Source organism: Sagittula salina (assembly GCF_017813235.1).
Classification (GTDB): Bacteria; Pseudomonadota; Alphaproteobacteria; order Rhodobacterales; family Rhodobacteraceae; genus Sagittula; species Sagittula salina.
In genome coordinates, this window is the sequence record NZ_JAGISH010000001.1 from 502,774 (window position 1) to 525,753 (window position 22,980).

At 64.1% G+C, this 22,980-nt stretch carries 22 protein-coding genes and 1 tRNA gene; 21 read left to right on the forward strand and 2 right to left on the reverse strand.

Annotated elements, in window-relative coordinates:
* The first annotated feature begins 227 nt into the window (after positions 1-227).
* From J5474_RS02335 to J5474_RS02360, 6 genes are all read left to right on the forward strand, one after another.
* The gene (locus tag J5474_RS02335) at positions 228-902 is read left to right on the forward strand and encodes an SURF1 family protein (RefSeq protein ID WP_209358926.1); all 675 of its coding nucleotides are present in this window, start codon (positions 228-230) and stop codon (positions 900-902) included.
* Positions 902-2,290, forward strand: coding sequence for a threonine synthase (gene thrC / locus J5474_RS02340; RefSeq protein WP_209358927.1), 1,389 nt, complete (start codon positions 902-904; stop codon positions 2,288-2,290). Before J5474_RS02335 ends, thrC begins: the two co-directional genes overlap by 1 nt.
* Positions 2,287-3,549 (forward strand): M16 family metallopeptidase, encoded by a 1,263-nt coding sequence (locus tag J5474_RS02345; protein WP_209358929.1) that lies wholly within the window; start codon positions 2,287-2,289, stop codon positions 3,547-3,549. The genes thrC and J5474_RS02345 overlap by 4 nt, the downstream gene beginning before the upstream one ends.
* The gene (locus J5474_RS02350) at positions 3,549-4,133 is read left to right on the forward strand and encodes a GNAT family N-acetyltransferase (protein WP_209358931.1); all 585 of its coding nucleotides are present in this window, start codon (positions 3,549-3,551) and stop codon (positions 4,131-4,133) included. Before J5474_RS02345 ends, J5474_RS02350 begins: the two co-directional genes overlap by 1 nt.
* A 137-nt stretch (positions 4,134-4,270) precedes the next feature.
* On the forward strand, positions 4,271-5,089 hold the full coding sequence (locus tag J5474_RS02355) for an MBL fold metallo-hydrolase (protein ID WP_209358934.1): 819 nt from the start codon (positions 4,271-4,273) through the stop codon (positions 5,087-5,089).
* Positions 5,090-5,140: 51 nt separating this feature from the next.
* The gene (locus tag J5474_RS02360; RefSeq protein WP_209358936.1) at positions 5,141-6,550 is read left to right on the forward strand and encodes an FAD-binding oxidoreductase; all 1,410 of its coding nucleotides are present in this window, start codon (positions 5,141-5,143) and stop codon (positions 6,548-6,550) included.
* A gap of 24 nt (positions 6,551-6,574) precedes the next feature.
* Here J5474_RS02360 and J5474_RS02365 read toward each other — a convergent pair whose 3' ends face one another.
* A complete protein-coding gene (locus tag J5474_RS02365) occupies positions 6,575-7,444 on the reverse strand; it encodes a lytic transglycosylase domain-containing protein (protein WP_209358938.1) in 870 nt (289 codons plus the stop codon).
* Between the two features lie 371 nt (positions 7,445-7,815).
* Here J5474_RS02365 and J5474_RS02370 point away from each other — a divergent pair, with 371 nt between their 5' ends.
* From J5474_RS02370 to J5474_RS02440, 15 genes are all read left to right on the forward strand, one after another.
* The gene (locus tag J5474_RS02370) at positions 7,816-8,013 is read left to right on the forward strand and encodes a Flp family type IVb pilin (RefSeq protein ID WP_209358940.1); all 198 of its coding nucleotides are present in this window, start codon (positions 7,816-7,818) and stop codon (positions 8,011-8,013) included.
* A 208-nt stretch (positions 8,014-8,221) separates the two neighbouring features.
* Entirely contained in the window at positions 8,222-8,416 is a 195-nt protein-coding gene (locus J5474_RS02375) for a hypothetical protein (protein WP_209358941.1), read from the forward strand.
* A 202-nt stretch (positions 8,417-8,618) separates the two neighbouring features.
* Positions 8,619-9,470, forward strand: a complete 852-nt coding sequence (cpaB, locus tag J5474_RS02380) for a Flp pilus assembly protein CpaB (RefSeq protein WP_209358943.1) — start codon at positions 8,619-8,621, stop codon at positions 9,468-9,470.
* 225 nt (positions 9,471-9,695) lie between these two features.
* Positions 9,696-11,120 carry a type II and III secretion system protein family protein gene (locus J5474_RS02385; protein ID WP_209358945.1) on the forward strand — a complete coding sequence of 475 codons (1,425 nt, stop codon included), beginning with the start codon at positions 9,696-9,698 and terminating at the stop codon, positions 11,118-11,120.
* A gap of 8 nt (positions 11,121-11,128) precedes the next feature.
* Positions 11,129-11,803 (forward strand): OmpA family protein, encoded by a 675-nt coding sequence (locus tag J5474_RS02390; RefSeq protein ID WP_209358947.1) that lies wholly within the window; start codon positions 11,129-11,131, stop codon positions 11,801-11,803.
* A 313-nt stretch (positions 11,804-12,116) separates the two neighbouring features.
* Positions 12,117-13,361, forward strand: coding sequence for a CpaE/TadZ family protein (locus J5474_RS02395; RefSeq protein ID WP_209358949.1), 1,245 nt, complete (start codon positions 12,117-12,119; stop codon positions 13,359-13,361).
* A gap of 14 nt (positions 13,362-13,375) precedes the next feature.
* Entirely contained in the window at positions 13,376-14,821 is a 1,446-nt protein-coding gene (locus J5474_RS02400; RefSeq protein ID WP_209358951.1) for a TadA family conjugal transfer-associated ATPase, read from the forward strand.
* Positions 14,822-14,882: 61 nt separating this feature from the next.
* Complete coding sequence (locus J5474_RS02405; RefSeq protein WP_209358953.1) at positions 14,883-15,848, forward strand: type II secretion system F family protein; 966 nt, start codon at positions 14,883-14,885, stop codon at positions 15,846-15,848.
* A 13-nt stretch (positions 15,849-15,861) separates the two neighbouring features.
* Positions 15,862-16,833 (forward strand): type II secretion system F family protein, encoded by a 972-nt coding sequence (locus J5474_RS02410; RefSeq protein WP_209358955.1) that lies wholly within the window; start codon positions 15,862-15,864, stop codon positions 16,831-16,833.
* Positions 16,834-17,069: 236 nt separating this feature from the next.
* Complete coding sequence (locus J5474_RS02415; protein ID WP_245216191.1) at positions 17,070-17,597, forward strand: tetratricopeptide repeat protein; 528 nt, start codon at positions 17,070-17,072, stop codon at positions 17,595-17,597.
* A 155-nt stretch (positions 17,598-17,752) separates the two neighbouring features.
* Positions 17,753-18,607: a tetratricopeptide repeat protein gene (locus tag J5474_RS02420; protein ID WP_209358960.1), complete on the forward strand. Its 855-nt coding sequence runs from the start codon at positions 17,753-17,755 to the stop codon at positions 18,605-18,607.
* Positions 18,608-18,625: 18 nt separating this feature from the next.
* A complete protein-coding gene (locus J5474_RS02425; protein ID WP_209359491.1) occupies positions 18,626-19,129 on the forward strand; it encodes an A24 family peptidase in 504 nt (167 codons plus the stop codon).
* A 239-nt stretch (positions 19,130-19,368) separates the two neighbouring features.
* The gene (locus J5474_RS02430) at positions 19,369-20,682 is read left to right on the forward strand and encodes a P-loop NTPase family protein (RefSeq protein WP_209358962.1); all 1,314 of its coding nucleotides are present in this window, start codon (positions 19,369-19,371) and stop codon (positions 20,680-20,682) included.
* A 161-nt stretch (positions 20,683-20,843) separates the two neighbouring features.
* Positions 20,844-20,920: transfer RNA gene (locus J5474_RS02435), tRNA-Met, on the forward strand.
* Positions 20,921-20,987: 67 nt separating this feature from the next.
* Positions 20,988-21,698 (forward strand): FkbM family methyltransferase, encoded by a 711-nt coding sequence (locus tag J5474_RS02440; protein ID WP_209358964.1) that lies wholly within the window; start codon positions 20,988-20,990, stop codon positions 21,696-21,698.
* A gap of 291 nt (positions 21,699-21,989) precedes the next feature.
* On the opposite strand, the gene J5474_RS02445 is transcribed toward J5474_RS02440, so the two are convergent.
* Positions 21,990-22,979, reverse strand: a complete 990-nt coding sequence (locus J5474_RS02445) for an SLAC1 anion channel family protein (protein WP_209358966.1) — start codon at positions 22,977-22,979, stop codon at positions 21,990-21,992.
* Position 22,980 lies beyond the last annotated feature (1 nt).

The following is a 22,980-nucleotide window of genomic DNA, read 5'->3' on the forward strand; positions in this document are numbered from 1 at the left end:
GCAGCGTTCCGAACCGATCTCTTCTCACGTTAACGCCAACCGCCTCCCCCGCCATTCGGACAGAGTTGAATTCGCCCGGAAATCCGACTACCGACACTGGCGTGCGCAGCACGCTTTGCGCGGCGCAAGGGAGGCAGAATGCGCAATCACCGTTCACGACAGTCCACAGGCCCCCGCGCTGCACGCCACAGCGTTCCCCTCTGTGCGCCACTGGAAATGAGGCGACCATGAAGCGTTACGCCGCTCCCCTGCTTATCGGCCTTGTCGGCGCGGGTATTCTTGCATGGCTGGGTACCTGGCAGATGCAGCGTCTCGGCTGGAAAAAAGACATCCTCGCCGAGATCGAAAGTACCATCTCCGGCGATCCGCAGCCCTTGCCGGGGACGATCGCCCCCACCGAACAACGCTATCGGCCGGTCTCGCTGACCGGTGCCATCGAGGACAAGGCGCTCTTCGTCCTCGTCTCGGCGAAGTTGAAGGGCGCCGGCTGGCGCGTCATCTCCGCCTTCGAGACAGAGGACGGGCGGCGTGTGCTGCTGGACCGGGGCTTCCTTCCGGTGGACGAGAAGACCGCGCCCCTTTACAGCGGCCCGGCCCGCCTGCTGGGAAACCTGCACTGGCCCGACGACCGGAATTCCTCCACGCCCGCGAACGACCTGGAGAAAAACACGTGGTTCGCGCGCGACCTCGGCCCCATGGCGGACGCCTTGCGGACCGAACCGCTGCTCGTTGTCGCCCGTGCCATGGACCCGGCTGATGCCCGCGTGGACCCCATGCCGGTGGACACGTCAGGCATTCCCAACGATCACCTGCAATACGCCATCACCTGGTACGCCCTCGGGTTGGTATGGCTCCTGATGACCGGCGTCTGGATGCGCCGTATCGCGAAAGGCACTGACTGATGCGTTACATCTCTACCCGCGGGCAGGCCCCTGCCCTGACGTTCGAAGAAGCGATGCTGTCGGGCCTGGCCCGTGACGGCGGCCTTTATGTGCCCGAGACCATCCCGCAAATGTCGGCGGAGGACATCCGCGCGCTGAACGGCCTCAGCTACGAGGAGACCGCCTTCCGCGTGATGCGGCCCTTCGTGGGCGAGGGATTTACCGACGAAATCTTTGCCGACCTGATCGCCAAGGCCTACGCCGGTTTTGGCCACAATGCCCGCGCGCCTCTGGTGCAACTGGCGCCGAACCATTTCCTGCTTGAGCTGTTCCACGGGCCGACACTGGCCTTCAAGGACTTCGCCATGCAGCTGATCGGCCAGCTCTTCCAGGAAGCGCTGGAGCGTCGCGGTGAACGCGTGACGATCGTCGGCGCGACATCCGGCGACACCGGCTCGGCCGCGATCGAAGCCTTCCGGGGCCTCGACAACGTCGATGTCTTCATCCTGTACCCGCATGGCAGGGTCTCCGAAGTGCAGCGCCGCCAGATGACCACGCCGGCGGAGGCAAACGTGCATGCACTGGCGATGGACGGGCATTTCGACGACTGTCAGGCGCGGCTGAAGGACATGTTCAACCATTTCGAGTTCCGCGACACCGTGCGGCTTGCCGGTGTGAACTCCATCAACTGGGCGCGCGTTCTGGCGCAGGTCGTCTACTACTTCTCCTCCGCCGTCAGCCTGGGCGCGCCGGACCGCACCGTCAGCTTCACCGTGCCCACCGGCAACTTCGGCGACATCTTCGCCGGCTATATCGCCAAAAGGATGGGTCTGCCCATCGACCGGCTGGTGGTGGCAACCAACCAGAACGACATCCTGCACCGCTGCCTGACCTCAGGCGCCTATGAGACCTCCGAGGTGCAACCCTCCATCAGCCCCTCGATGGACATTCAGGTCAGTTCCAATTTCGAACGCGCCCTGTTCGACGCCTACACCCGCGACGGCGCGGCGGTGGCGCAGCTGATGGACGAGCTGAAGGCTGGCGGTTTCAGCGTCAGCCAGGGCGCGCTTCAGGCGTTGCGGGAACACTTCGATTCCGGCTGCGTGTCGGAGGCGCAGACCCTCGACACCATCCTGCTGGCGAATACTACCATGGGCGAACTGCTCTGCCCGCATTCCGCCGTCGGCGTGCGCGTGGCCGAAGCGCTGCGCAAGCCCGACGTGCCGATGATTACGCTGGCCACCGCCCACCCGGCAAAGTTTCCCGACGCGGTGGAGAAGGCCTCCGGCATCCGCCCGCCCCTTCCCAACCGGATGGCGGACCTGTATGAGCGTCCGGAACGGGTGACGCGGGTCGCCAACGACCTTGCCGCCCTCGAATCCCTTATCAAGGAGCGCATTCACAAGTGACCGTCCAACTCTCCACGCTGTCCAACGGCCTCCGCATCGTCACCGAACACATGCCAGGGCTGGAATCCGCAGCCGTCGGCCTGTGGATCACCGCCGGCGGACGGCATGAGCGCGCGGAGCAGAACGGCATCGCCCATTTCCTCGAGCACATGGCCTTCAAGGGCACGACCTCGCGGACGGCGCTGCAGATCGCCGAACAGATCGAGGACGTGGGCGGCTACATCAACGCCTATACCTCGCGCGAGGTGACCGCCTATTACGCCCGCGTGCTGAAGGCGGACACCGCGCTGGCGGTGGACGTTCTGTCCGACATCCTGCTCAACCCGGTCTTCGACCAGAAGGAGATCGAGACCGAGCGCCATGTGATCCTTCAGGAAATCGGGCAGGCCAACGACACGCCCGACGATATCATCTTTGACTGGCTGCAGGAAAAAGCCTACCCCGACCAGCCCATCGGCCGGACCATCCTCGGCGAGGCCGCACGGGTGCGCAATTTCGGGCGCGGCGATCTGCAGACCTTCGTGAAGGAGCACTACGGACCGGGGCAAATGATCCTGTCCGCCGCCGGGGCGGTCGATCACGACACGCTGGTAAAGCAGGCCGAAGCGCTGTTCGGCGACCGCGCACCGCGCCCGGGCTTCGAACCCAATAGCGCCAGCTTCCGCGGAGGTGAGGCGCGCAGGGTGAAGGACCTCGAGCAGGCGCACCTCGCACTGGCCTTCGAGGCTCCGGGCTACCGCGATCCGGCCTTCTACACGGCGCAGATCTATTCGATCGCGCTGGGTGGCGGCATGTCCTCGCGGCTGTTTCAGGAGATCCGCGAAAAGCGCGGCCTGTGCTACACGATCTTCGCCCAGTCTGGCGCTTACGCCGATACCGGCATGACGACGATCTACGCCGGAACTTCAGGCGAGGAACTGGCAGACCTGACGACCCTGACCATCGACGAGATGAAGCGCGCGGCGGAAGACATGTCCGACGCGGAGATCGAGCGCGCCCGCGCCCAGATGAAGGCCGGTCTGCTGATGGGGCTGGAAAGCCCGTCGTCGCGCGCCGAACGGATGGCACGGATGATCCAGATCTGGGGCAAGGTGCCGCCGATCGAGGAAACCGTCGCCCGTATCGACGCGGTCACCCGCGAAGAGGTTCTGGGGTTCGCCCAAAAGCAGGCCACGGACTCTGCAGCGGCGCTGGCGCTTTACGGCCCCGTGGCATCCGCTCCCTCGCTTGAGGAGATCGCAGAGCGGCGGGCCGCCTGATGCTCTCCTTCCGGCGCAAGTTGCGAATAGAGACCGAACGTCTCACCCTGCGGCCGCCGGTGCATTCGGACTACAACGCCTGGTCCGCGATCCGTGAGGAAAGCCGCGACTACCTGTCCCCGTGGGAACCGACCTGGTCGCCCGACCACCTTTCGCGGAAGGCCTTTACCAACCGGGTCTACTGGGCATCCCGCTCGATCCAGAACGGCACGGCGGTGCCGCTCTTTCTCATCCGGCGCGAGGACGAGGCGCTGATCGGCGCGATCACGCTGGACAACATCCGCCGCGGCCCGGCGCAGGCTGGCACGTTGGGGTACTGGACCGGCGAACGCTATGGCCGACGCGGATACATGTCGGAGGCCATCGCCGCCGTTACCCATCACGCCTTTGAACGGCTGGGCCTCAGCCGGCTGGAGGCCGCCTGTCTGCCGGAAAACGCCGCCTCGCGCGGACTGTTGGAACGCGCTGGCTTCAAATACGAGGGCGTGGCCCAGAGTTACCTGCAGATCAACGGTCGCTGGCGAACGCACGTTCTCTACGCCGGTCTGCGCCTGGACCGCCGCGGCCGCACCGATATCGGCTGATCTCGGGCGCGGGCGGGGTTCTCCCGCCTGCCCGGAGGTTGCGCGTTCACTTTGATGTGATCGCCCTGCCAGCCCCGCGCGCTTTGGCGAACCGCTGCGGCGTGGCACAGTTTCCGGGCCTCGCAGGAGCCCGTGCCATGATCCGCCTCGCCGCAGCCCTCGTCCTCATCGCTTCCACAGCCACCGCCCAGATGCAGCGCATCCCCTCCCATTGCATCGCCATAGCCGAGGCCGCGCCAGGCCTTGCCTACCTCCAGGCCGCCGCCTGGACCGATCCGGTCGCGCAGGACACCGTTCGCCTGCATTACATCGCCCACGCCAGTTTCCTGTTACAGACCACCGGCGGGCTTTCCGCCGTGACAGATTTCACGGGCTTCATCGGAAACACGCCGTTGATTCCGGACGTTGTGACCATGAACCACGCGCACGAAACGCACTGGACGGCCTACCCGGACCCGGCCATCCCGCACGCGCTGAAAGGCTGGGGCTCCCCCTTTGGCAGCGGCACGGACCATCACCTCGATCTGGGGGAAATGCTGGTGCGCAACGTTTCCACCGATATCCGCTCCGCCGGGGGCGGAACGGAGCCGAAGGGAAATTCGATCTTTGTCTTCGAGGTGGCGGGCCTCTGCATCGGACACCTCGGCCACCTGCATCACGTGCCCAGTCCCGAACAATACGCCGCGCTCGGGCGTCTTGATGTGGTCATGGTGCCGGTTGACGGAGGCATGACCCTGCCGTTACGCGACGTGGTGACCATGCTGGGCCGCCTGCGGTCCTCTGTCGTTATCCCGATGCATTGGTTTTCGGCGTACGGACTGGAGCGGTTCCTCGGCCAGATTGGCGAAAGTTTCGAGATAGACCGCCGCGATGCCCCATCGCTGGAGGTCAGCCTGCGCAGCCTGCCCCGCCGCCCGACGGTGGTGGTGCTGCAACCGGCCCACCTGCGGCAATGACCTTTCCAAGCTCCGTCTCCTGCCCTATCCCGTGGGACGAGGAGACGACCCATGCTGAACCCCGCCGACGACAGCTTTGCCGACACTCTTGCCGCGCAATTGCCGCCCGACAGCCTGCGCCGGACAGAGCCCCGCCATATCGAGGAGCCGCGCGGCCGCTGGCAGGGGTCCTCTGGCTGGGTCGCCCTGCCCCGCCAAACGTCGGAGGTCGCCACCATCGTGCGCGCCTGTGCAAAGTCGAAGGTGGGTATCGTGCCCTACGGCGGCGGCACCGGGCTGGTGGGCGGGCAGGTCGCGCCGAAGGGCGCGCCGCTTCTGCTGTCGCTCGACCGGATGACAGCCATTCGTGAAATATGGCCGCAGGAAAACGCAATGACGGTGGACGCCGGGGCGATCCTCGTCGATGTCCACGCCGCAGCGGAAGGCGCCGACCGGCTTTTTCCGCTGGGGCTTGCCTCGCAGGGGTCCGCGCGGATCGGCGGGCTGCTGTCGACCAACGCCGGCGGCATCAACACGCTGCGGTACGGCAATGCGCGCGACCTCGTGTTGGGGCTGGAGGCGGTGCTGCCCGACGGTCAGATCTGGAACGGACTCAAGCGCCTGCGCAAGGACAATACCGGCTATGATCTGCGCCACCTGCTGATCGGTGCCGAAGGTACGCTGGGCGTCATCACCGCCGCCAGCCTGAAGCTTTACCCCCGCCCGGCCGCTGTTGGCACCGCTTTCTTTGCCACGCCCTCGCCGGACACCGCGTTGGGCCTGCTGACCCTTGCCCGCAGCCAGCTAGGCGATGCCATTCAGGCTTTCGAGCTGATCCACCGGCAGGGGCTCGACTTCCTCGCGGAAACCCTGCCCGACATTCGCCGCCCTTGGTCGGAGCCGCCCGATTGGTGCGTTCTGATCGAGATCGGCACCGGCCCCGGTACAGATCCGGCAGGGCTGCTGGAAACGCTTTTTGAGACCGCCCTCGACAACGGTTTGTCGGAGGACGGCCTCATCGCCCAGTCAGAAGCGCAGGCACAGGACTTCTGGACGGTGCGTGAACACATTCCCGAGGCCAACCGCCGTATCGGCGCGATTTCCAGCCATGACATCGCGCTGCCGCTCTCCGCCATTCCGGCCTTCATCCCCGAAGCGACCGCAGCGCTGGCCTGCATCGATCGCTTCCGCATCAACTGTTTCGGACATCTGGGGGACGGCAACCTGCACTTCAACGTCTTTCCCGTTCCCGGCCGAACCCGGGCCGACCACGCAGACCAGAGCGACGCGATCAAGACCTGCGTGCATGATCTGACGCACGCCATGGGCGGATCGGTCAGCGCGGAGCACGGCATCGGGCGGCTGAAGACCGGCGACCTTGCACGCTACGGCGATCCGGCCAAGCTTGCCGCGATGCGGGCCATCAAGGGCGCGCTCGACCCCCATGGGATCATGAACCCGGGCGCTGTCCTGCCGGCGTGAGGCACCGCGACGCGCGCGCCCGCCTTATTGCGATACCCGGAACACGCAGCCGTCCGAGATCAGCTCCGGCGGGGTCAGGCATAGGCCGCGTGCCACTTCGAAGGCGGCGAGTACCTTCGGGACGTAGTCGCGGGTCTCGGCATAATCCGGGACCCCGGCATCACCAATGGAATTCTCGCCCGCGTTGTAGCCCGCCAGCACGAGGATCGGATCGCCTGCGAACTTCTCCATCAGAAGATCAAGGAATTTCACTCCGCCCCGGATGTTTTGCAGCGGGTCCATCGGGTCCGTCACGCCGAAACGGTCCGCCGTGGCAGGCATCAGCTGCATCAGGCCAAGAGCGCCTGCATGGCTTTGCGCCGCCACCCTGCCGGAGGATTCAACCGCGATCACCGCGAGGGCCAGCGCCGGGGAAACCCGCGTTCCGACGGTTTCGCGCAACAGGTCCAGCCCGTGCCGCGCCGCGATGTCCTGGAGGTCCTGCAGGCGTGGCGCCATGACCCGTGCGCCCCCCGGCCCTTGGGAAAGCGCGACGAGAGCCGGTGCCAAACGCCCCGGCGTGCTGGCCCCGCGATCAGGCGAAACCGCATCCCAGAACCACGCGTACTGGCCACGGGTCTGGTCCCCGCCCGCGCGTGGGGTGGCCGCGACGGCTGGCACGGCCAGCGCCCCGCCCGCCACGGGAGCCTTTGCCACCGGCAAGGGCGGCACCGCAGGATTCGCCCGCAGAGGCACCTGAACGGTGATCCGTTTCTCGCCCGGCTTCGGCGGCTTCACCCGCCGCGCGGAGAATTCCGGGAAGCCCTGCTGCGTTTCGGCCAGTACGGGCAAGGCAAGTACGGGCAAGGCAAGCGAAGCGGCCAGCAAGGCCGCGGCGAATTTTATCGATCCCATGGGCTGCTCGTTCCCTCTGCGGACCCTCTGCGGGCTTTTTTCTTTGCGAAAGTCTGACACAATCTCCAAACAAACTCCACTTCCGTTGCGGAAACGGGAACGGGTGGCCTCAATGCCCTGTCCAAAAGTATATAGGCATGGGCACTGCCGGCGAAGTCCGGATTTTATTTGTATATATTAATCAAACCCCTACGGGAACCTATCAAAATATTTCTTGCACCGCGAAAACATACGAATGTGGCCAAACTCTCGCCCCAAAGCAGGGGCTATATGTCCTCATACCAGCAAGCGGCGGGGCAAAGAGAGAGGCCCGCTGAAACGCCCGGTCTGGTTAGCGTGAGCAACACACAACACACCTACGGAGAGAGACCATGATCAAGTTCTTCAAAGCATTCCGCAACGACGAAGCTGGCGCCGTGACCGTTGACTGGGTCGTTCTGACCGCCGCCGTCGTGGGCCTGGCAATCGCCGCCTACTCGACGATCTCGCAGAACGCCTTCGACCTGATCGACGAAGCCGCAACCGCCGTCACCAACGAGGCAGCCGTCGAAGGCCGCTACGGCGAATAATAGAATCAGCTGGCCAAAGGGTCTGCTGAAGGGGCACGGCGGCTTTGCCGTCGTGCCCTTCTGCGCATGTTCGGGACAGGCTGACGCGCAGCCTGCGGGGCGCATCGTCCATTTGACAGACGACTGCCCCCGGATCATCGCCACGAGCGGCCGCCGCTCTGACTTGGAAAAGACCCGCAGCTGCGACGCTCGCAAGGAAAGAGCAGACATGAATAAACTCTTTTTGATCGACGAAGACGGAGCCGTCACGATCGATTGGGTCGTTCTGACAGCCGGCATGGTCGCCCTGGTCATTGGTGCGTTCCACGTCCTTGGCGATCAGACCTTTGCTCTCAGCGATGAAACCGCCACGGCCATCACCACGGCCTCCGACGACATTCGCGCTTTGCGCGAGGGAGAGTAACGCCCCCGCCGGGCGTGCGATCGAAGTGCAGTACCGAACCAGGGGCAAGCGCTGCAACCGGCCCGGGAAAGCTTTGATGCGGCCTTAATTCTGCTGCCTTTGCGGTAAATCTTGCGGAGAGGACCGGGACCCGGCCCACCATGCCGCGCCCACCTTGCCGCCCGGCTTTGGCCGGGCTTCCAACGTATTACAGGAGACAACCATGCGACTTGTATTCGGACTAGTCCTGATCGCGGGGATCAGCCTCGCCGGTTTCGCCGTATACATGGCGCAGAACTACATAGGCGCCTACGAGAACGCGCTGACAGAGGCCAGGAAGAACACCGTCGCGGCGGTCCCGACCAAGATGATCTACGTCTCGATCAAGGACATCCCCTACGGACACGAGGTCAAGGAAGAGGACATCCGCCTCGCCCCCTGGCCCGAAGAAATCCTGCCCGAAGGCGCCTTTACCAAGGACAACCCGGTTCTGGGGCCGGGCATCGACCGGCGCGTGGCGTTGCGGGCCATCGAGAAATACGAGGCGCTGCTACCGACCAAGGTGTCTGAACCGGGTGGGTCCGCAGGCCTCGGGTCGCACCTGCGACCGGGTGAAAGCGCCTTTGCCATCAAGGTGGACGTGGCCTCCGGCGTATCCGGCTTCCTGCGCCCCGGCGACCGGGTCGACGTTTACTGGACCGGCCGCGTGTCGGGTGCCCAAGGCAATAACGAGGTGACAAAGCTGATCCAGACGGGCGTCCGCCTGATCGCCGTGGACCAGAGCGCCGATAGCGACAACACCTCCACCACCATCGCGCGCACCGTCACCATCGCCGCCAGCCGGGAACAGGTCGCCGTTCTGACCCATGCGCAATCCACCGGCCGTCTTACGCTCTCGCTGATCGGGGTGGAGGACAACACGGTCGTCGACCAGTCGATCGAGATTGACCAGATGTCGATGCTGGGAATTGAACAGGCTCCTGTGGCCGCACCCGTGCAGGCAGCACCGACCTGCGCCACTCGGGTGCGCCGCGGCGCAGAGGTCGTGATGATCCCGATTCCCTGCAACAACTGACGGCTCCGGTTCCGTCCCGACACCGGTACATCGAAGGCCCTGCTCCCTGGCGGGGCCTTTGGCTTTTGGACCGGCCCCGTCTCAGAGCGTGCCTGTGACCCTTTACCCACAGAAAGACCGGCGCGTATGACCTTGATTCTTGCAAAAAATGTCGTCGTACCGCAGAGTATGGGGAAACGCAGGCGGCAAGACCTGCTCTTGAGGCGTGATCGAAAGGCAGGTCACATGACATTTGACGGCTTTCTGAAGGTGGCTCTGACCGGGCTGGCCCTCGGCGTCACGACCCTGTCGGCGCCAGTCCATGCGGAGACCCTCCGCGTGGTACGCACCGGTACCGAATCCGTGTTGAGCGTGCCGATGAACCGCGCTGTGGTGGTGGAAAGCGATGTGCCCTTCGCGGAACTGTCCATCGCCAACCCGGCGATCGCGGATATTTCCTCTCTCTCGGATCGGACAATCTATGTACTGGGCAAGGCGCCCGGCACCACGACGCTGACGATCCTCGATCCGCAAGGCCAGCTTATCACCAACGTGGACGTGCGCGTCGCGCCCGACGTGACCGAATTCAAGGAACGCCTTCGGCAGATCCTCCCCGAGGAAAAGATCGAGGTGCGCACCGCAAACGACGGCATCGTGCTTTCGGGCACCGTGACGTCCATCGCCCGGATGGAGCGTGCGCTCGACCTCGCGCAGCGCTACGCGCCGGAGCGGGTGTCGAACCTGATGGTCGTGGGTGGTATCCAGCAGGTCATGCTGAAGGTCCGTTTTGCGGAGATGCGCCGCTCGGTGTCCAAGGCCCTGCGTGCTTCTCTCGCCACCGGCGGCTCCGTCGGCGGCGGCGCGCTGGGGTTGGAGGTCGGCACCGGGACAGCAGCCATCAATGCCACCGAGGATCTCGTCCGGAACAAGCTCACCACCACCGGCGTGAATACGCAAGGCGCGGTCGTGCTCGGCTTCAATGCCGGCGGGCTCGAGGTCGGGATGCTGCTCGAAGCCATGGAAAGCAAGGGCATGGTCCGCACGTTGGCGGAACCGAACCTGACCGCGCTTTCCGGGCAGGAAGCGACGTTCCTCGCAGGTGGGGAATATCCGGTTCCTGTTTCGCAGGGCGAGAATTCCGTCAGCATCGAGTTCAAGCCTTTCGGTGTCGAACTTGCCTTTACGCCGCGGGTGATCGACGGCGACCTCATCAACCTCGAACTGAAGGCGGCGGTTTCGTCGCTGGACACGACGACCGGGGTTTCGTTGAACGCGATCACGATCGCGGGTTTCTCACGGCGCGAGACGCAGACCACGGTGGAACTGCGCGACGGCGAAAGCTTTGCCATCGCGGGCCTGCTGCAGGACGACTTCTACGACCAGAACGAACAGATCCCGTGGCTGGGGGATGTGCCGGTGCTGGGCGCGCTGTTCCGGTCCGCGGAATACCAGCGCAGCCAGTCCGAACTGGTGATCATCGTCACGCCGCATCTGGTCACCCCGACGCGCGGCGAGGCGCTGGCCCTGCCGACTGACCGCGTCACCCTCCCGACCGAGCGTCAGCTGTTCATGAACGGCGACATCGGCGGGGTCCGGACTCCGCGCAAGGGTGCGGCCGCCGAAGTGGCCAAGCAGGACTTCTCCGGCTCTTACGGCTACGTGATGGAATGAGACCGACCATGGCACATACCCCCCTTCCCCGTCTCGCGCTGACCGGCCTTGTGCTGTGTCTGGCGATGGCTGGATGCTCGCCCTCGGGCGATGGCGGCATCGAGACCGGATTCCGCAAGGAAGCCGGAATGAAGGCGGACACGGGCGATTTCGGCAACGCCACCATGAACAACCACCAGATCATGACCGGCGAAAAGCAATACGTCTACGATCTGTCGCAGCGCTTTGCCTCCGAAGTACCGACCACGGTGACCTTTGCCTTCAATTCCTCGGCGCTGGACGCGACCGCCATGACCGTGCTGCGCGCGCAAGCTGGCTGGATCCGGCAGTTCCCCGAAGTGCGGTTCCGCGTCTACGGCCACACCGACGCCGTGGGTTCGAATGCCTACAACAAGCGGCTCGGCATGGCACGGGCACAGGCGGTGGTGTCCTACCTCGCCAGCCAGGGGATTTCGTCTGCGCGGCTGGAGGCGGTAGTCTCCTACGGGGAGACGCAGCCGCTGATCGTTACCGAAGGCCGCGAGCGGCGCAACCGGCGTACGGTGACAGAAGTCTCGGGCTTTGTTGCCAGCCACCCGACAGTGCTGGAGGGTAAATACGCCGCCGTGATCTACCGCGAGTATGTCAACAGCGCTGCACCTTCGAGTACGCTTGGCCAGGGCAGCGCCGGCACAGGCGGCTGACCACGCGGCCAGACGCCGCAAGTCATTGATACGAATTTATTTTCAGCGGGCCTCCTTTGCCGGGAGGCCCGTTTCCGTTTCCATATCACCCCGATGGAAGGCTGGATTGCGCTGTCACGAAATCGCCCATTCCGGGCGTCAGCGTCCAGAAACTCCGTACAATTACGAAACTTTGGCCCAAATGTTGCCGCCTTTCCGGGGGAGTTTGGCGATAGACACCCGTGCGCCGACATGACTCGGCGCCCGTGTCTTTCGGGGGCCGGCAGAACGCCGTGACCATGTCCCGGGGGCACGCGACCGAAGGACGAGAGGCATGACGAGTACACCCGCAGATCCCGCACCGATCGTGGCCTGCACCATCAGCCGGGACGTACAGAATTTCGACCTGCTGATTGAGGACATGGAGACATTGCTTGGCGAAGGCTGGGGGGACCTCGGCTTTGACGAAGCGCTGGCCTTCCTGACCCAGCCCGAGGCCGACAGCCTCGAATTCGTGGCCATGGCTATCGATGCCATCGACGAAGGCGAACTGAGCCTGCTGGCGGACATCATTCGCGGCACCAAGGGACACGGGATCAAGGTGATCCTGATCGCGGAGGACGTGACGCCCGCCTCCCTGCACCAGTTGCTGCGCACCGGTGCCGATGAATTCATCCCCTACCCCCTGCCGGAGGGCGAACTTGAGGCCGCTGTGGCGCGTATCCGCGCGCCCGAGCCGGAGCCGGAACCGGAGACCGTTCCCGAAAGCGGACCCGTGAAGAAGAAACTGACTGCCGGTGGCAATGGCGTGGTGATCGCCGTCCAAGGCGTATCGGGCGGGTGCGGCGCCACGACACTGGCGGTAAACCTCGCCTACGAACTGGCGACGCACAAATCCGGCTCGAAGCGGCCGAAGGTCTGCCTGATGGACTTTGGCCTGCAATTCGGCTCGGTTGCGACCTACCTTGACCTGCCCCGCCGCGAGGCCGTTTTCGAAACCCTCTCCGACATGGACTCCGCCGATGGTGACAGTTTCGGGCAGGCGCTGGTGTCCTTCGAGGACAAGCTGCAGGTCTTCACCTCGCCGGCCGACATTCTGCCGCTGGACATCATCGGACCGACAGAAGTGTCCAAGCTCCTCGGCATCGCCCGCGAACACTTCGACTACGTGGTGATCGACATGCCCGGCAGCCTGGTGCACTGGACGGAAACCGTGCTGAACGAGGCGCAGATTTTCCTTGCCCTCGTGGAACTGGACATGCGCTCGGCACAGAACACCCTGCGCCTGAAGCGGATGCTGCAGTCGGAAGATCTACCGTTCGACAAGATCCGCTTTGCCCTGAACCGCGCGCCGAAGTTCACCGACCTGCAGGGCAAGAGCCGGGTGAAGCGCATGGCTGACTCGCTGGGAATCTCCCTCGACGTGCAACTGCCCGACGGAGGACGTGCAGTCATGCAGGCTTGCGACCACGGCCTTCCTCTGGCCAGCCACGCCGCGAAAAACCCCTTGCGCAAGGAAATCGTGAAACTCGCTGAATTGCTGAATGCGATCGGCGCCGATGACGCCGAAGCGGCCTGAACCGGAGACGCTGGATGTTTTCACGCTACAAGAAGCCCACCGGAACCGAGGCACCCAAACCGGTCGTCGCGCCGGAACCCGTTGCCGAGAGGCCATCGTCGGAAACCCGTCTGCCCACGGCCACGCGCCGCAGGGGGCCAGAGAAGATCGCGCCAAATGCCATCGCCGCCGACAAGGAAAAGAAGCGCAAGGAACGCCTCGCGGAGGTCAAGCTCGAGCTCCACCGCGCGCTGCTGGAGAACCTGAACCTTGCCGCGCTGGAACAGGCATCCGAAACCGAGCTGCGTGACGAAATCTCCTCCATCGCGACCGAGTCCCTGACCGAGCGTGGCATCGTCCTGAACCGCGAAGAGCGGCGCGCGATGATGAACGACCTTTACGACGAGGTGAAGGGTCTCGGCCCGCTGGAAGCGCTTCTGAAGGACGATTCCGTTTCCGATATCCTGGTGAACGGGCCGCATCAGATCTTTGTCGAACGGTCGGGCAAGCTTCAGCTCTCGGACATCACCTTCAAGGATGAACGGCACCTGATGCGGATCATCGACAAGATCGTGTCCGCCGTCGGGCGCCGCGTCGATGAATCGAACCCCTACGTCGATGCCCGTTTGATGGACGGCTCGCGCTTCAACGCCATGGTGCCACCCATCGCCATCGACGGCAGTCTCGTCTCCATCCGGAAATTCAAGAAGGACAAGCTGGGCATTGACGACCTGGTGAAGTTCGGTGCCTTCACGGAGGAAATGGCCGTCTATCTTCAGGCCGCCGTGGCGACCCGACTGAACATCATCGTCTCCGGCGGTACGGGTTCGGGGAAAACCACCACTCTGAACGCCCTGTCCTCCTTCATCGACGACAGCGAACGCATACTGACAATCGAGGACACCGCGGAACTCCAGTTGCAGCAGTCGCACGTGGGGCGCATGGAATCCCGCCCCCCCAACGTGGAGGGCAAAGGGGCTGTCACGCCACGCGATTGCCTGAAAAACGCCCTGCGGATGCGTCCGGACAGGATCATCGTTGGGGAAACCCGTGGCGAGGAGGTCATCGACATGCTGCAGGCCATGAACACCGGCCACGACGGCTCGATGACCACGATCCACGCGAACTCTGCCCGCGACGGCGTCGCACGTCTGGAGAACATGATCGCCATGGCCGGTATCGACATGCCGCTTAAGGCGATGCGCTCGCAGATCTCCTCGGCGGTCAATCTCATCGTGCAGGCGTCCCGCCTGCAGGACGGTTCGCGCCGGATGACCTCCATCACGGAGATCACCGGCATGGAAGGCGATGTCATCTCGATGCAGGAGATCTTTCGCTTCCAGCGCGTGGGCCTGACTCCGGAGAACAAGATCATCGGTCACTTCACCGCCACCGGCGTCCGGTCGGCCTTTTCCGAACGCTTCCGGATGTGGGGATACGACATCCCCTCCTCCATCTACGAACCCTTCCGGCCCGACTGACACCCGAGTTACCGTGCCCGGCCGCCCGTCCCATTGATCGAAGAAAAGCGAGTTCATCGTCATGTTGTCCACAGCACCCATCATCTACGGGATGATCTTCCTGGGGGTCGTCGTCCTGGTGAACGGCGTCTACCTCGTGGCCTTCGGCAAATCGATCTCCCTCTCGAACAAGGTGAACCGCCGGCTCGAGATGCTGGAGAAGGGCGAGCACCGGGAGGACGTTCTTGCCAAGCTTCGCAAGGAGATGGACCAGCATATGGAGGGCAAATCTCTGCCCATCTACTCCCTGCTGGCAGAACAGGCGAACAAGGCGGCCATCGCATTCACGCCGCAGCAACTGATGATGATCATGGCGGCGGCGACGGTCTTTGCCTTCCTCGGGCTGACCGTGGGGACCACGACCTCCGTGGCGGTGCGTATCGTTGTGGCGGCATTCATGGGGATCGGCGGCGTCTATATGTGGGTCAGCCAGAAGGCCAACAAACGCATGAAGATGATCGAGGAACAGCTACCCGACGCGGTGGAGCTGATGGTGCGGTCGCTGCGCGTGGGGCACCCTTTTTCCTCCGCGATCTCCATCGTTTCCAAGGAGATCAAGGATCCGCTGGCCACCGAGTTCGGTATTATCTCCGACGAGGCGGCCTATGGACGCGACCTCGGCGAGGCACTGAAACACATGGCGGAACGGCTGGACATGCAGGACATGCGTTTTCTCGCAGTCGCCGTGGCCATCCAGCAGCAGGCGGGCGGCAACCTCGCGGAGATCCTCGAAGGCCTCGCAAAGGTGATCCGCGCCCGGTTCCGGCTTTTCCGCCGGGTAAAGGCGATCACCGCAGAGGCGCAGTGGTCGGGTAAATTTCTGTCCATGTTTCCAGTCGGCGCGCTGCTTTTCATCCAGATCGCCAAACCCGATTACTACGACGACGTTCTCGATCACCCGTGGTTCATTCCGGCCTGTCTGGTGGTCGGCGTCATGCTGGCGCTGAACATGATCGTCATGCGCTGGCTCGTTAACATCAAGGTCTGAGGATTACCCCATCATGCTCGACACACTGAACACCATGATTACCGACCTGCTGGGGCCAGCCGGACCCCTGCTGGTGGTGGCGGGCCTCGCGATCCTGCTGATCCTTGCGACCATCCCCATGATGCTGGCTCACAAGCCGGATCCGATGGACAAGCTGCGCGAAACCTCGCGGCAAAAGATGGACGCCAACGCGCGCGCGGTTCTTCGCGACAAGAAACGCAACGAGAAACTGAACAAATACGCGCAGTTCCTCGAACCGCAGGACGCAAAGGAGCTTTCCGAGATCCGGCTGAAGCTCCTGCAGGCGGGCTACCGTTCGAAGGATGCAGTCCAGATCTTCTACTTCCTCCAGTTCAGCGCCGGCCTCGGACTGCTGACGATGGGCACGCTGTATTATCTGTTCTTCGTCGATGCCGCCGAAGCGTCGATGCAGTCGAAGATGTTCACGATCCTCATGCCCGGATGCGTGGGCTATCTCGCGCCGAAGTTCTGGGTGAACAAACGCACTCAGAAAAGGCAGGAGGAGATCCAGCAGGGTTTCCCCGACGCGCTGGACATGATGCTTGTCTGCGTGGAGGCGGGCCAGTCGATGGAGCAATCGATCATCCGCGTAGCAAAGGAAATCCGCGCCGCGTTCCCCGCGCTGGCGGACGAATTCGAAATCATCAGCAACGAGATGAAGGCAGGCAAGGACAAGGGGCAGGTGCTGAACGATATGTCGGAACGTTGCGGGTCGCAGGACGTATCGAGCTTTGTCACCGTTCTGAACCAGGCGCAGACCTTCGGGACGTCGATTTCGGACGCGCTTCGTGTTTACGCGAGCGAGATGCGCGACAAGCGCGTGATGCGTGCCGAGGAAGCCGCCAACAAGCTGCCGACGAAGATGACCCTGACGACCATGATGCTGACCGTGCCGCCCCTGCTCATCATCCTCGTGGGTCCCTCCGTGGTCAATATCTCCGCCATGGGCTCGCTTTCCCACTAAGCGCTGCAGCCCCGACCTGTCTTGACGCCCCCGTGCCTGTGGCCCGGGGGCGTCTCGCCGTCCGGGACCGGCCTTGCGGACGCAGCGAACCGTTGCAATCGCGCGGGCATTGCTGCACCACGGATGCAGGCTGGCGATGCCGTCCCGGCAGACCAGCAGCACCTGAAGCAAGAGCGATCCATGGGCGCATGTCCGCAATGAACACCCAGATACGCGCGCTTTTCGCGATAGGTCTGATGCTCGCTCTTGCTGGCTGCCTCGGCCGTGACCCCGCCCCGCCCGACACACCGTTCGCCCCGGCTCTCGACCCCACGGGCGAGGCCGTGGACGGGCTGACCGTCGGCCATCGTTTGATGGAAGCGCGCGAATACCAGCTGGCGCTGGAGGCCTATCTGCGCGCGGCCGCAACCGACGGGCTGACTGCGGAGGTGCTCGTGGCGCTGGGTTCGTCCAACCTCGCCCTGGGCCGCCTGAACCAGAGCGAACAGTTGCTGCGCCGCGCCGTCGAACTGGAGCCGGACTGGCCCGAGGCCTGGAACAACCTTGGCGTCACCCTGATGGAACGGGGCAAGACCGCCGAAGCGTCTCAGGTCTTCCGCAAGGCCTACGCGTTGGACAATGGCGAAAACGACTCAATCCGCGACAATCTGCGCTTGGCACTCGCTAAACTCGACAATAGCATTTATGATGAAAGCGATGGTGCGGCATTCAAGCTGGTCCGACGTGGGTCCAGCGCATACGAAATCGCACCAGGTACCGAATAATACCCAGTACCGAAAAATACCGAGTACTGAAAAACACAGCGTGCCCGCCCGCCGGGCCGATCTGCCGAAGCACCCCGACCAGAGGGCGCATGGCAAAGCATAAGACACCGCCGCAAAGGCGGGATGAGGCAGAGCAGCAAGAGGACGCAGGCAGCATGCGCCACCCCATTCTTGTACCCATGTGCGTGGTCGCCGTGACCGCACTGACGGCCTGCGAAAAGGCGATCGACAAGGCCGAGATGGACCGCGCGTTTCAGGGCGTCAACGTCATTGATGAATCAAACCTCAATCAGGTCATGCTGACGGTAGGCGACCCGAACGAGGCGGTCGATTACTTCCAGCGCGCCGCGGCCAAGGATCCGGACCGCATCGATCTGCAGCGCGGCCTTGCCCAGTCTCTGATCCGCGCCAAGCGCATCCCGGAGGCCAAGGTCGCCTGGGCACATGTGGCCAGGCACGACGACGCCACCAATGAGGATCGCGTCGAATACGCCGACGCGCTCATCCGGGCCAATGACTGGACCGGGGCGGAGCAGGCGCTGCGCGCCATCCCGCCCACGCATGAAACCTACAAACGCTACCGGCTCGAGGCGATGATCGCCGACAGCAAGAAGGAATGGCCGAAAGCCGACAGTTTCTACGAGACTGCCATGGGCCTGACCACGACCCCGGCCTCCGTGATGAACAACTGGGGCTATTCGAAGCTGACCCGTGGAGATTTCAAGGACGCGGAGCGTCTTTTCGGCGAGGCCATCCGCGCCGACAACACGATGTTCACGGCCAAGAACAACCTCGTCATGGCACGCGGCGCTCAGGGCAGCTACACCCTGCCCGTGATCCCCATGACCCAGCAGGAGCGGGCCGAACTACTTTATACGCTGGGCCTCGCGGCGGTGAAACGGGGCGATGTTCAAATCGGCAAAGGCCTGCTGCGCGAGGCGGTGGAAACGCATCCCCAGCACTTCGAGGCGGCGGCAACCGCGTTGAACGCGCTCGAAAACGGCGCCTGACGGCGGACTGGAACCATGATGTCGATCACCACACACGCGGCCACATGGTTCCTGCCCTTCGCCGCGCCTCTCTGCCTTTACATCATGTTCACCGATCTGAAGGCGATGCGCATTCCAAATCACGCGGTCGTCACACTTTTCGCGGTCTTCGTGGTGGTCGGGCTGATCGCCTTGCCCTTTCAGGAATACCTCTGGCGCTACGTCTATTTCGTCGTCGCGCTGATCGCGGGCATGGCCCTGACCGCAGCGCGCGCCATGGGCGCGGGTGACGCAAAGTGGATCGCAGCCATGGCCCCCTTCATCCACCTCGGTGATCTCAGCCTCTTTATGCTGCTCTTCGGCGCCATGCTGATGGCGGCCTACATCGGTCACCGCATCGCGAAATACTCGCCGCTACGGCGGCTGGCCCCGGATTGGGACAGCTGGCACAAGGGCAAGAAGTTCCCCATGGGCCTCGCCCTCGGGCCGACCCTGGCCGTCTACCTCGCCCTGGGCATCCTCTACGGTCAACCGGGGACCTGAGTCCCCGTCAGGCGACCCACCCACGCTCAGGATTTCGACTGCCGCGACAGCGGGGAATCTCCGGCGCCGAACATCCCCAACAGTCCGGGAACCTGCGGCCGCGCTGGCAGGTGCCGGACAGACGGCCCCGGCGATTGCCTTGCGCACGAACGCCCCCCAACTTCCCACCTCCCGCCCCGATGCCGCCACAAAGCCCAATCATTCTGGCAACCAAGGACCTCCGGGCAGGACAATTAGCGATGAACATGCAGACCAGCGCCGTCTTGGCGCCCCCCGCGCCGCGCCGCATCGAAGACATGAACCTCTCACCGGTCATGATGCGCGACATCGTGCTGAAAACATTGTTTCGCAAGAATACCAACAAGGTGACGCATCTCGCCGCCGCCGTCTGCCTGCCGGTTCCCGTCTGTCAGGAAATCATCGACATGGCCCGCGCGCAGGGCCTGTTGGAGGCCATGGGCACACTGGGAGCCGCCGGGCAGGTGGCCAACGAAATGCCATACCAGCTGACCGACAGCGGCAAGGCGCGCGCGCTCGACGCTCTGGCACAGTCGGAATACTTCGGACCGATGCCGGTGCCTCTGGACGATTACCGCGAGCAGGTCAAACGCCAGTCGATCCGCAATATCCAGATCACGCGCGAACAGCTGCTGCAGGCCATGGGGCACCTGATCCTTCCCGAGGACCTGATCTCCAACCTCGGGCCTGCGGTGTCCTCGGGCCGCTCGATCCTGATGTACGGGCCGCCGGGCAACGGCAAGTCCTCGATTTCAAACGGTATCCGCGACGCCATGGGCGATCTGATCTACGTGCCGCGGGCGCTGGAATACTCCGGTCAGATCATCGCCATGTACGACCCCATCGTGCACACGAAGGCGCCAGCCGATGCGGAGGACACCACCTCCCTGCGCCGCACGACGCGGTTCGACCGTCGCTATGTCCTGTGCAAGCGCCCCACCGTCATCACCGGGGGCGAGCTTTCCCTCAACATGCTCGACCTCGTCTACAACCCCACCGCACGCACCTATCAGGCGCCGCTTCAATTGAAGTCGACCGGCGGCATCTTCATCGTCGACGATCTCGGCCGCCAGGCGGAACCGCCGCAGAAACTGGTGAACCGCTGGATCGTGCCGCTCGAGGAGGCCAAGGATATTCTTGCCCTCCAGTCCGGCGAGAAGTTCGAAGTCCCCTTCGACACGCTCGTGATCTTCTCCACCAACTTCCACCCCAACGAGATCTTCGATCAGGCGGCGCTGCGCCGGATCTTCTTCAAGATCAAGATCGACGGGCCGAACCAGGAAAACTACCTGAAGATCTTCGCCCTCGTCGCGCGGAAGAAGAAGATGCAACTGGACGAGGCATCGCTCGTTCACCTGCTCAAGAACCATTACCCCGAAATTGGCAGCATTTACGCCAACTATCAGCCAGTCTTCCTGATCGACCAGATGATCGCGATCTGCGATTTCGAAGGCCTCCCCTACAAGATGACCCCTGAATTGATCGACCGGGCCTGGGCCAACATGTTCGTCAAGGACGAGACAATCGTAAAGTGATCAATGGCTTTGCCACGGCTGACGGCGCCCTCGCACACCGGACGCGGACGGTGCATTACGGTGTCGCAACGGCATCGGAAAAAGCGGCGCCGGAATGCCAGAAACCCGGGTTTTCCCGCTTGACGCCACGCGCCAGTCACCTTAGACCCCGCCCACGGTCCGGCGCGGTAGCTCAGTTGGTTAGAGCGAACGACTCATAATCGTTAGGTCGGGGGTTCGAGTCCCCCCCACGCCACCACCGATCCCCACATTCTTGACAGCCGCTCCGGCGGGCCATCCGGTGGACAAAAGTCCACGAGGCCCCGATGCGCATCCCCGAGCCCGAGTATCCCTATTCGATTGCCGTTAACGAATACGGATTCTACTGCCTTCCGGAGGTCTACAAGTCACGCGAAGTGCCGCAGGTCTCCTCCGCCGGTGGGGTCTATGAGCCGGACACGATCCGCCTGATGCGACGTTTGTGCCATACCGGGGACATCGTCGCGGGCGGGTCCTTTGTCGGTGACTTCCTTCCCGCTCTGGGGGCGGGGCTGTCCCCCGAGGCGATGCTGCATACATTCGAACCCAACCCCATCAGCCGTGCCGCCGCGGAGATGACCATAGCCCTCAACGGGCTGAAACGCGTGACGCTGCATTCCTGTGCTGTTGGCGCATCGGAAGGGGTCCTGCCGCTGCAGGTGGCAAAGCCCTCGGGGGAGGCGATGGCGGCGCGGGCCAGGATCGCGGACGCCCCTGCGGCGGGAGAAACGATAGACGTCCCCGTGAAGCGGCTCGATGATCTCGTGCCGCTGACCCGGCGGGTGGCAGTGCTTCAGCTCGACATCGAGGGGCACGAGAGCCCTGCCCTCGACGGCGCGCCAGCATTGATTTCGGCACATCGGCCCGTGATCGTTCTGGAGGCGCCCAGGGCCTGGCAACAGCGCGCATACGCCGAAAAGCTGGCCCGGCTCTTTCCAACCCTCACCTATCGCTTCTGCGGCGCGCTGGAGCGCAACGCCGTGTTTCGCTCGCTCTGAGTTGCCTGACTGTGGCCTCCGGGACCAGCATCATGTGTCCGACCTGACGCTCGGTCGCATGAGGCCGGTTTTGGGATCGCTGCGGGCAACCAAGGTATGCCTCGCAAACAGGAGGTCCGCGTCACCCTTCCCCAACTGTTTCACCACCCTTGGTAGCCCCCTGCAGAAGCAGGGATACGGCCCTTTGGAGATAGGCGAGGCCCGTCTCGTACCGATTCGTGCATCCTCTCCTTTGTGGCGCGAAATTGCCGCTCGCCCGGTGACTGGACCAGCTGCCGACGCTGCTCCCGCCTACTCCGGGAGGCAGATCTGGCCGCGGACCGCCGCCCCCAGCGTCCGAACCACCAGCGCCGCGACCACCACCACCAGCACCGCGAACAGCACCATCCCTGCCCGGTCATGGGCTTCAGACCCGGCAAGCGCGGCATACCGCAGCGTCGCCAGCGTCAATGCCGCCACCGGGAAGCTCAGCGCCCAGAAGCTCAGCGCGAAGGGGATGCGCAGCACCCCCGGTACCTGCAGCGCGACGATGGCCGCGAACCAGACACCCGCATAGTACAGCACCCGCGCCAACGCATCCAGCGCACCACCGTTCAACTGCAACCACGCGAGGAACCCTACCGCGGGCGGCGCCACGAGGATCACCAGCGTCGGCAAGAGCCGCCCAGGCAGCGGGTCGTGAAAAATCAGTCGGTTCATCACCAGCGTCAGCAGAACCAGCCAGAACAGCACCCCGACCGCGAAGAACATCCACGCCAGTTCCGTATGGCCAAAGCCCCCGCCCGCCACAGGCACGATTACGTTGCCCACCGCCGGGATGAACCAGGCCGGCGACAGGTGCATCGGCTGAAAGGGCCGCCGCCCGATCCAGCCGGACACCACCGCCAGCGTCAGCGTCCCCTGCAGGCCGGCCCCCGCCAGCCACAGCACGTGCGCCGCGCCCGGAAACTCTGCCCGCGCCGCCGTGGCGATCAGCAGGAGCGAAATCGACACCGCCGGAAAGAAGGCCAGCCGCACCGGATGCGCCCACTCCGCGACCACCGCCTGCGGATGCCGCCACGCTTTCAGCGCGTAGACCGCCGCCACCAGCACGAAATCCGCCACCGTGAGTGCGAGCAGGACGCGGCTTGCCCCCGGTCCGAGGCCGAAACGCGCCTCAACCACATGCGTGGCCAGCGTCAGCCCAGCCAACCCCATGACAGAGGCGAAGAAGGTGATCGGAAAATGCGACAGCCGCGAGTCAGCGGACGGGCCGGCGGCTGCGGGGATTGCTTCGGACATG

Bases quoted from the DNA above. Each gene is read 5' to 3' on its own strand.
- J5474_RS02400 (WP_209358951.1), top strand. From the start codon at position 13,376: ATGTTTTCACGCTACAAGAAGCCCACCGGAACCGAGGCACCCAAACCG.
- J5474_RS02425 (WP_209359491.1), top strand. From the start codon at position 18,626: ATGTCGATCACCACACACGCGGCCACATGGTTCCTGCCCTTCGCCGCG.
- J5474_RS02390 (WP_209358947.1), top strand. From the start codon at position 11,129: ATGGCACATACCCCCCTTCCCCGTCTCGCGCTGACCGGCCTTGTGCTG.
- J5474_RS02370 (WP_209358940.1), top strand. From the start codon at position 7,816: ATGATCAAGTTCTTCAAAGCATTCCGCAACGACGAAGCTGGCGCCGTG.
- J5474_RS02415 (WP_245216191.1), top strand. From the start codon at position 17,070: ATGCTCGCTCTTGCTGGCTGCCTCGGCCGTGACCCCGCCCCGCCCGAC.
- J5474_RS02365 (WP_209358938.1), bottom strand. From the start codon at position 7,444: ATGGGATCGATAAAATTCGCCGCGGCCTTGCTGGCCGCTTCGCTTGCC.
- J5474_RS02350 (WP_209358931.1), top strand. From the start codon at position 3,549: ATGCTCTCCTTCCGGCGCAAGTTGCGAATAGAGACCGAACGTCTCACC.
- J5474_RS02405 (WP_209358953.1), top strand. From the start codon at position 14,883: ATGTTGTCCACAGCACCCATCATCTACGGGATGATCTTCCTGGGGGTC.
- J5474_RS02395 (WP_209358949.1), top strand. From the start codon at position 12,117: ATGACGAGTACACCCGCAGATCCCGCACCGATCGTGGCCTGCACCATC.
- J5474_RS02375 (WP_209358941.1), top strand. From the start codon at position 8,222: ATGAATAAACTCTTTTTGATCGACGAAGACGGAGCCGTCACGATCGAT.
- J5474_RS02360 (WP_209358936.1), top strand. From the start codon at position 5,141: ATGCTGAACCCCGCCGACGACAGCTTTGCCGACACTCTTGCCGCGCAA.
- J5474_RS02445 (WP_209358966.1), bottom strand. From the start codon at position 22,979: ATGTCCGAAGCAATCCCCGCAGCCGCCGGCCCGTCCGCTGACTCGCGG.
- cpaB (WP_209358943.1), top strand. From the start codon at position 8,619: ATGCGACTTGTATTCGGACTAGTCCTGATCGCGGGGATCAGCCTCGCC.
- J5474_RS02430 (WP_209358962.1), top strand. From the start codon at position 19,369: ATGAACATGCAGACCAGCGCCGTCTTGGCGCCCCCCGCGCCGCGCCGC.
- J5474_RS02335 (WP_209358926.1), top strand. From the start codon at position 228: ATGAAGCGTTACGCCGCTCCCCTGCTTATCGGCCTTGTCGGCGCGGGT.
- J5474_RS02385 (WP_209358945.1), top strand. From the start codon at position 9,696: ATGACATTTGACGGCTTTCTGAAGGTGGCTCTGACCGGGCTGGCCCTC.
- J5474_RS02420 (WP_209358960.1), top strand. From the start codon at position 17,753: ATGCGCCACCCCATTCTTGTACCCATGTGCGTGGTCGCCGTGACCGCA.
- J5474_RS02355 (WP_209358934.1), top strand. From the start codon at position 4,271: ATGATCCGCCTCGCCGCAGCCCTCGTCCTCATCGCTTCCACAGCCACC.
- thrC (WP_209358927.1), top strand. From the start codon at position 902: ATGCGTTACATCTCTACCCGCGGGCAGGCCCCTGCCCTGACGTTCGAA.
- J5474_RS02410 (WP_209358955.1), top strand. From the start codon at position 15,862: ATGCTCGACACACTGAACACCATGATTACCGACCTGCTGGGGCCAGCC.
- J5474_RS02440 (WP_209358964.1), top strand. From the start codon at position 20,988: ATGCGCATCCCCGAGCCCGAGTATCCCTATTCGATTGCCGTTAACGAA.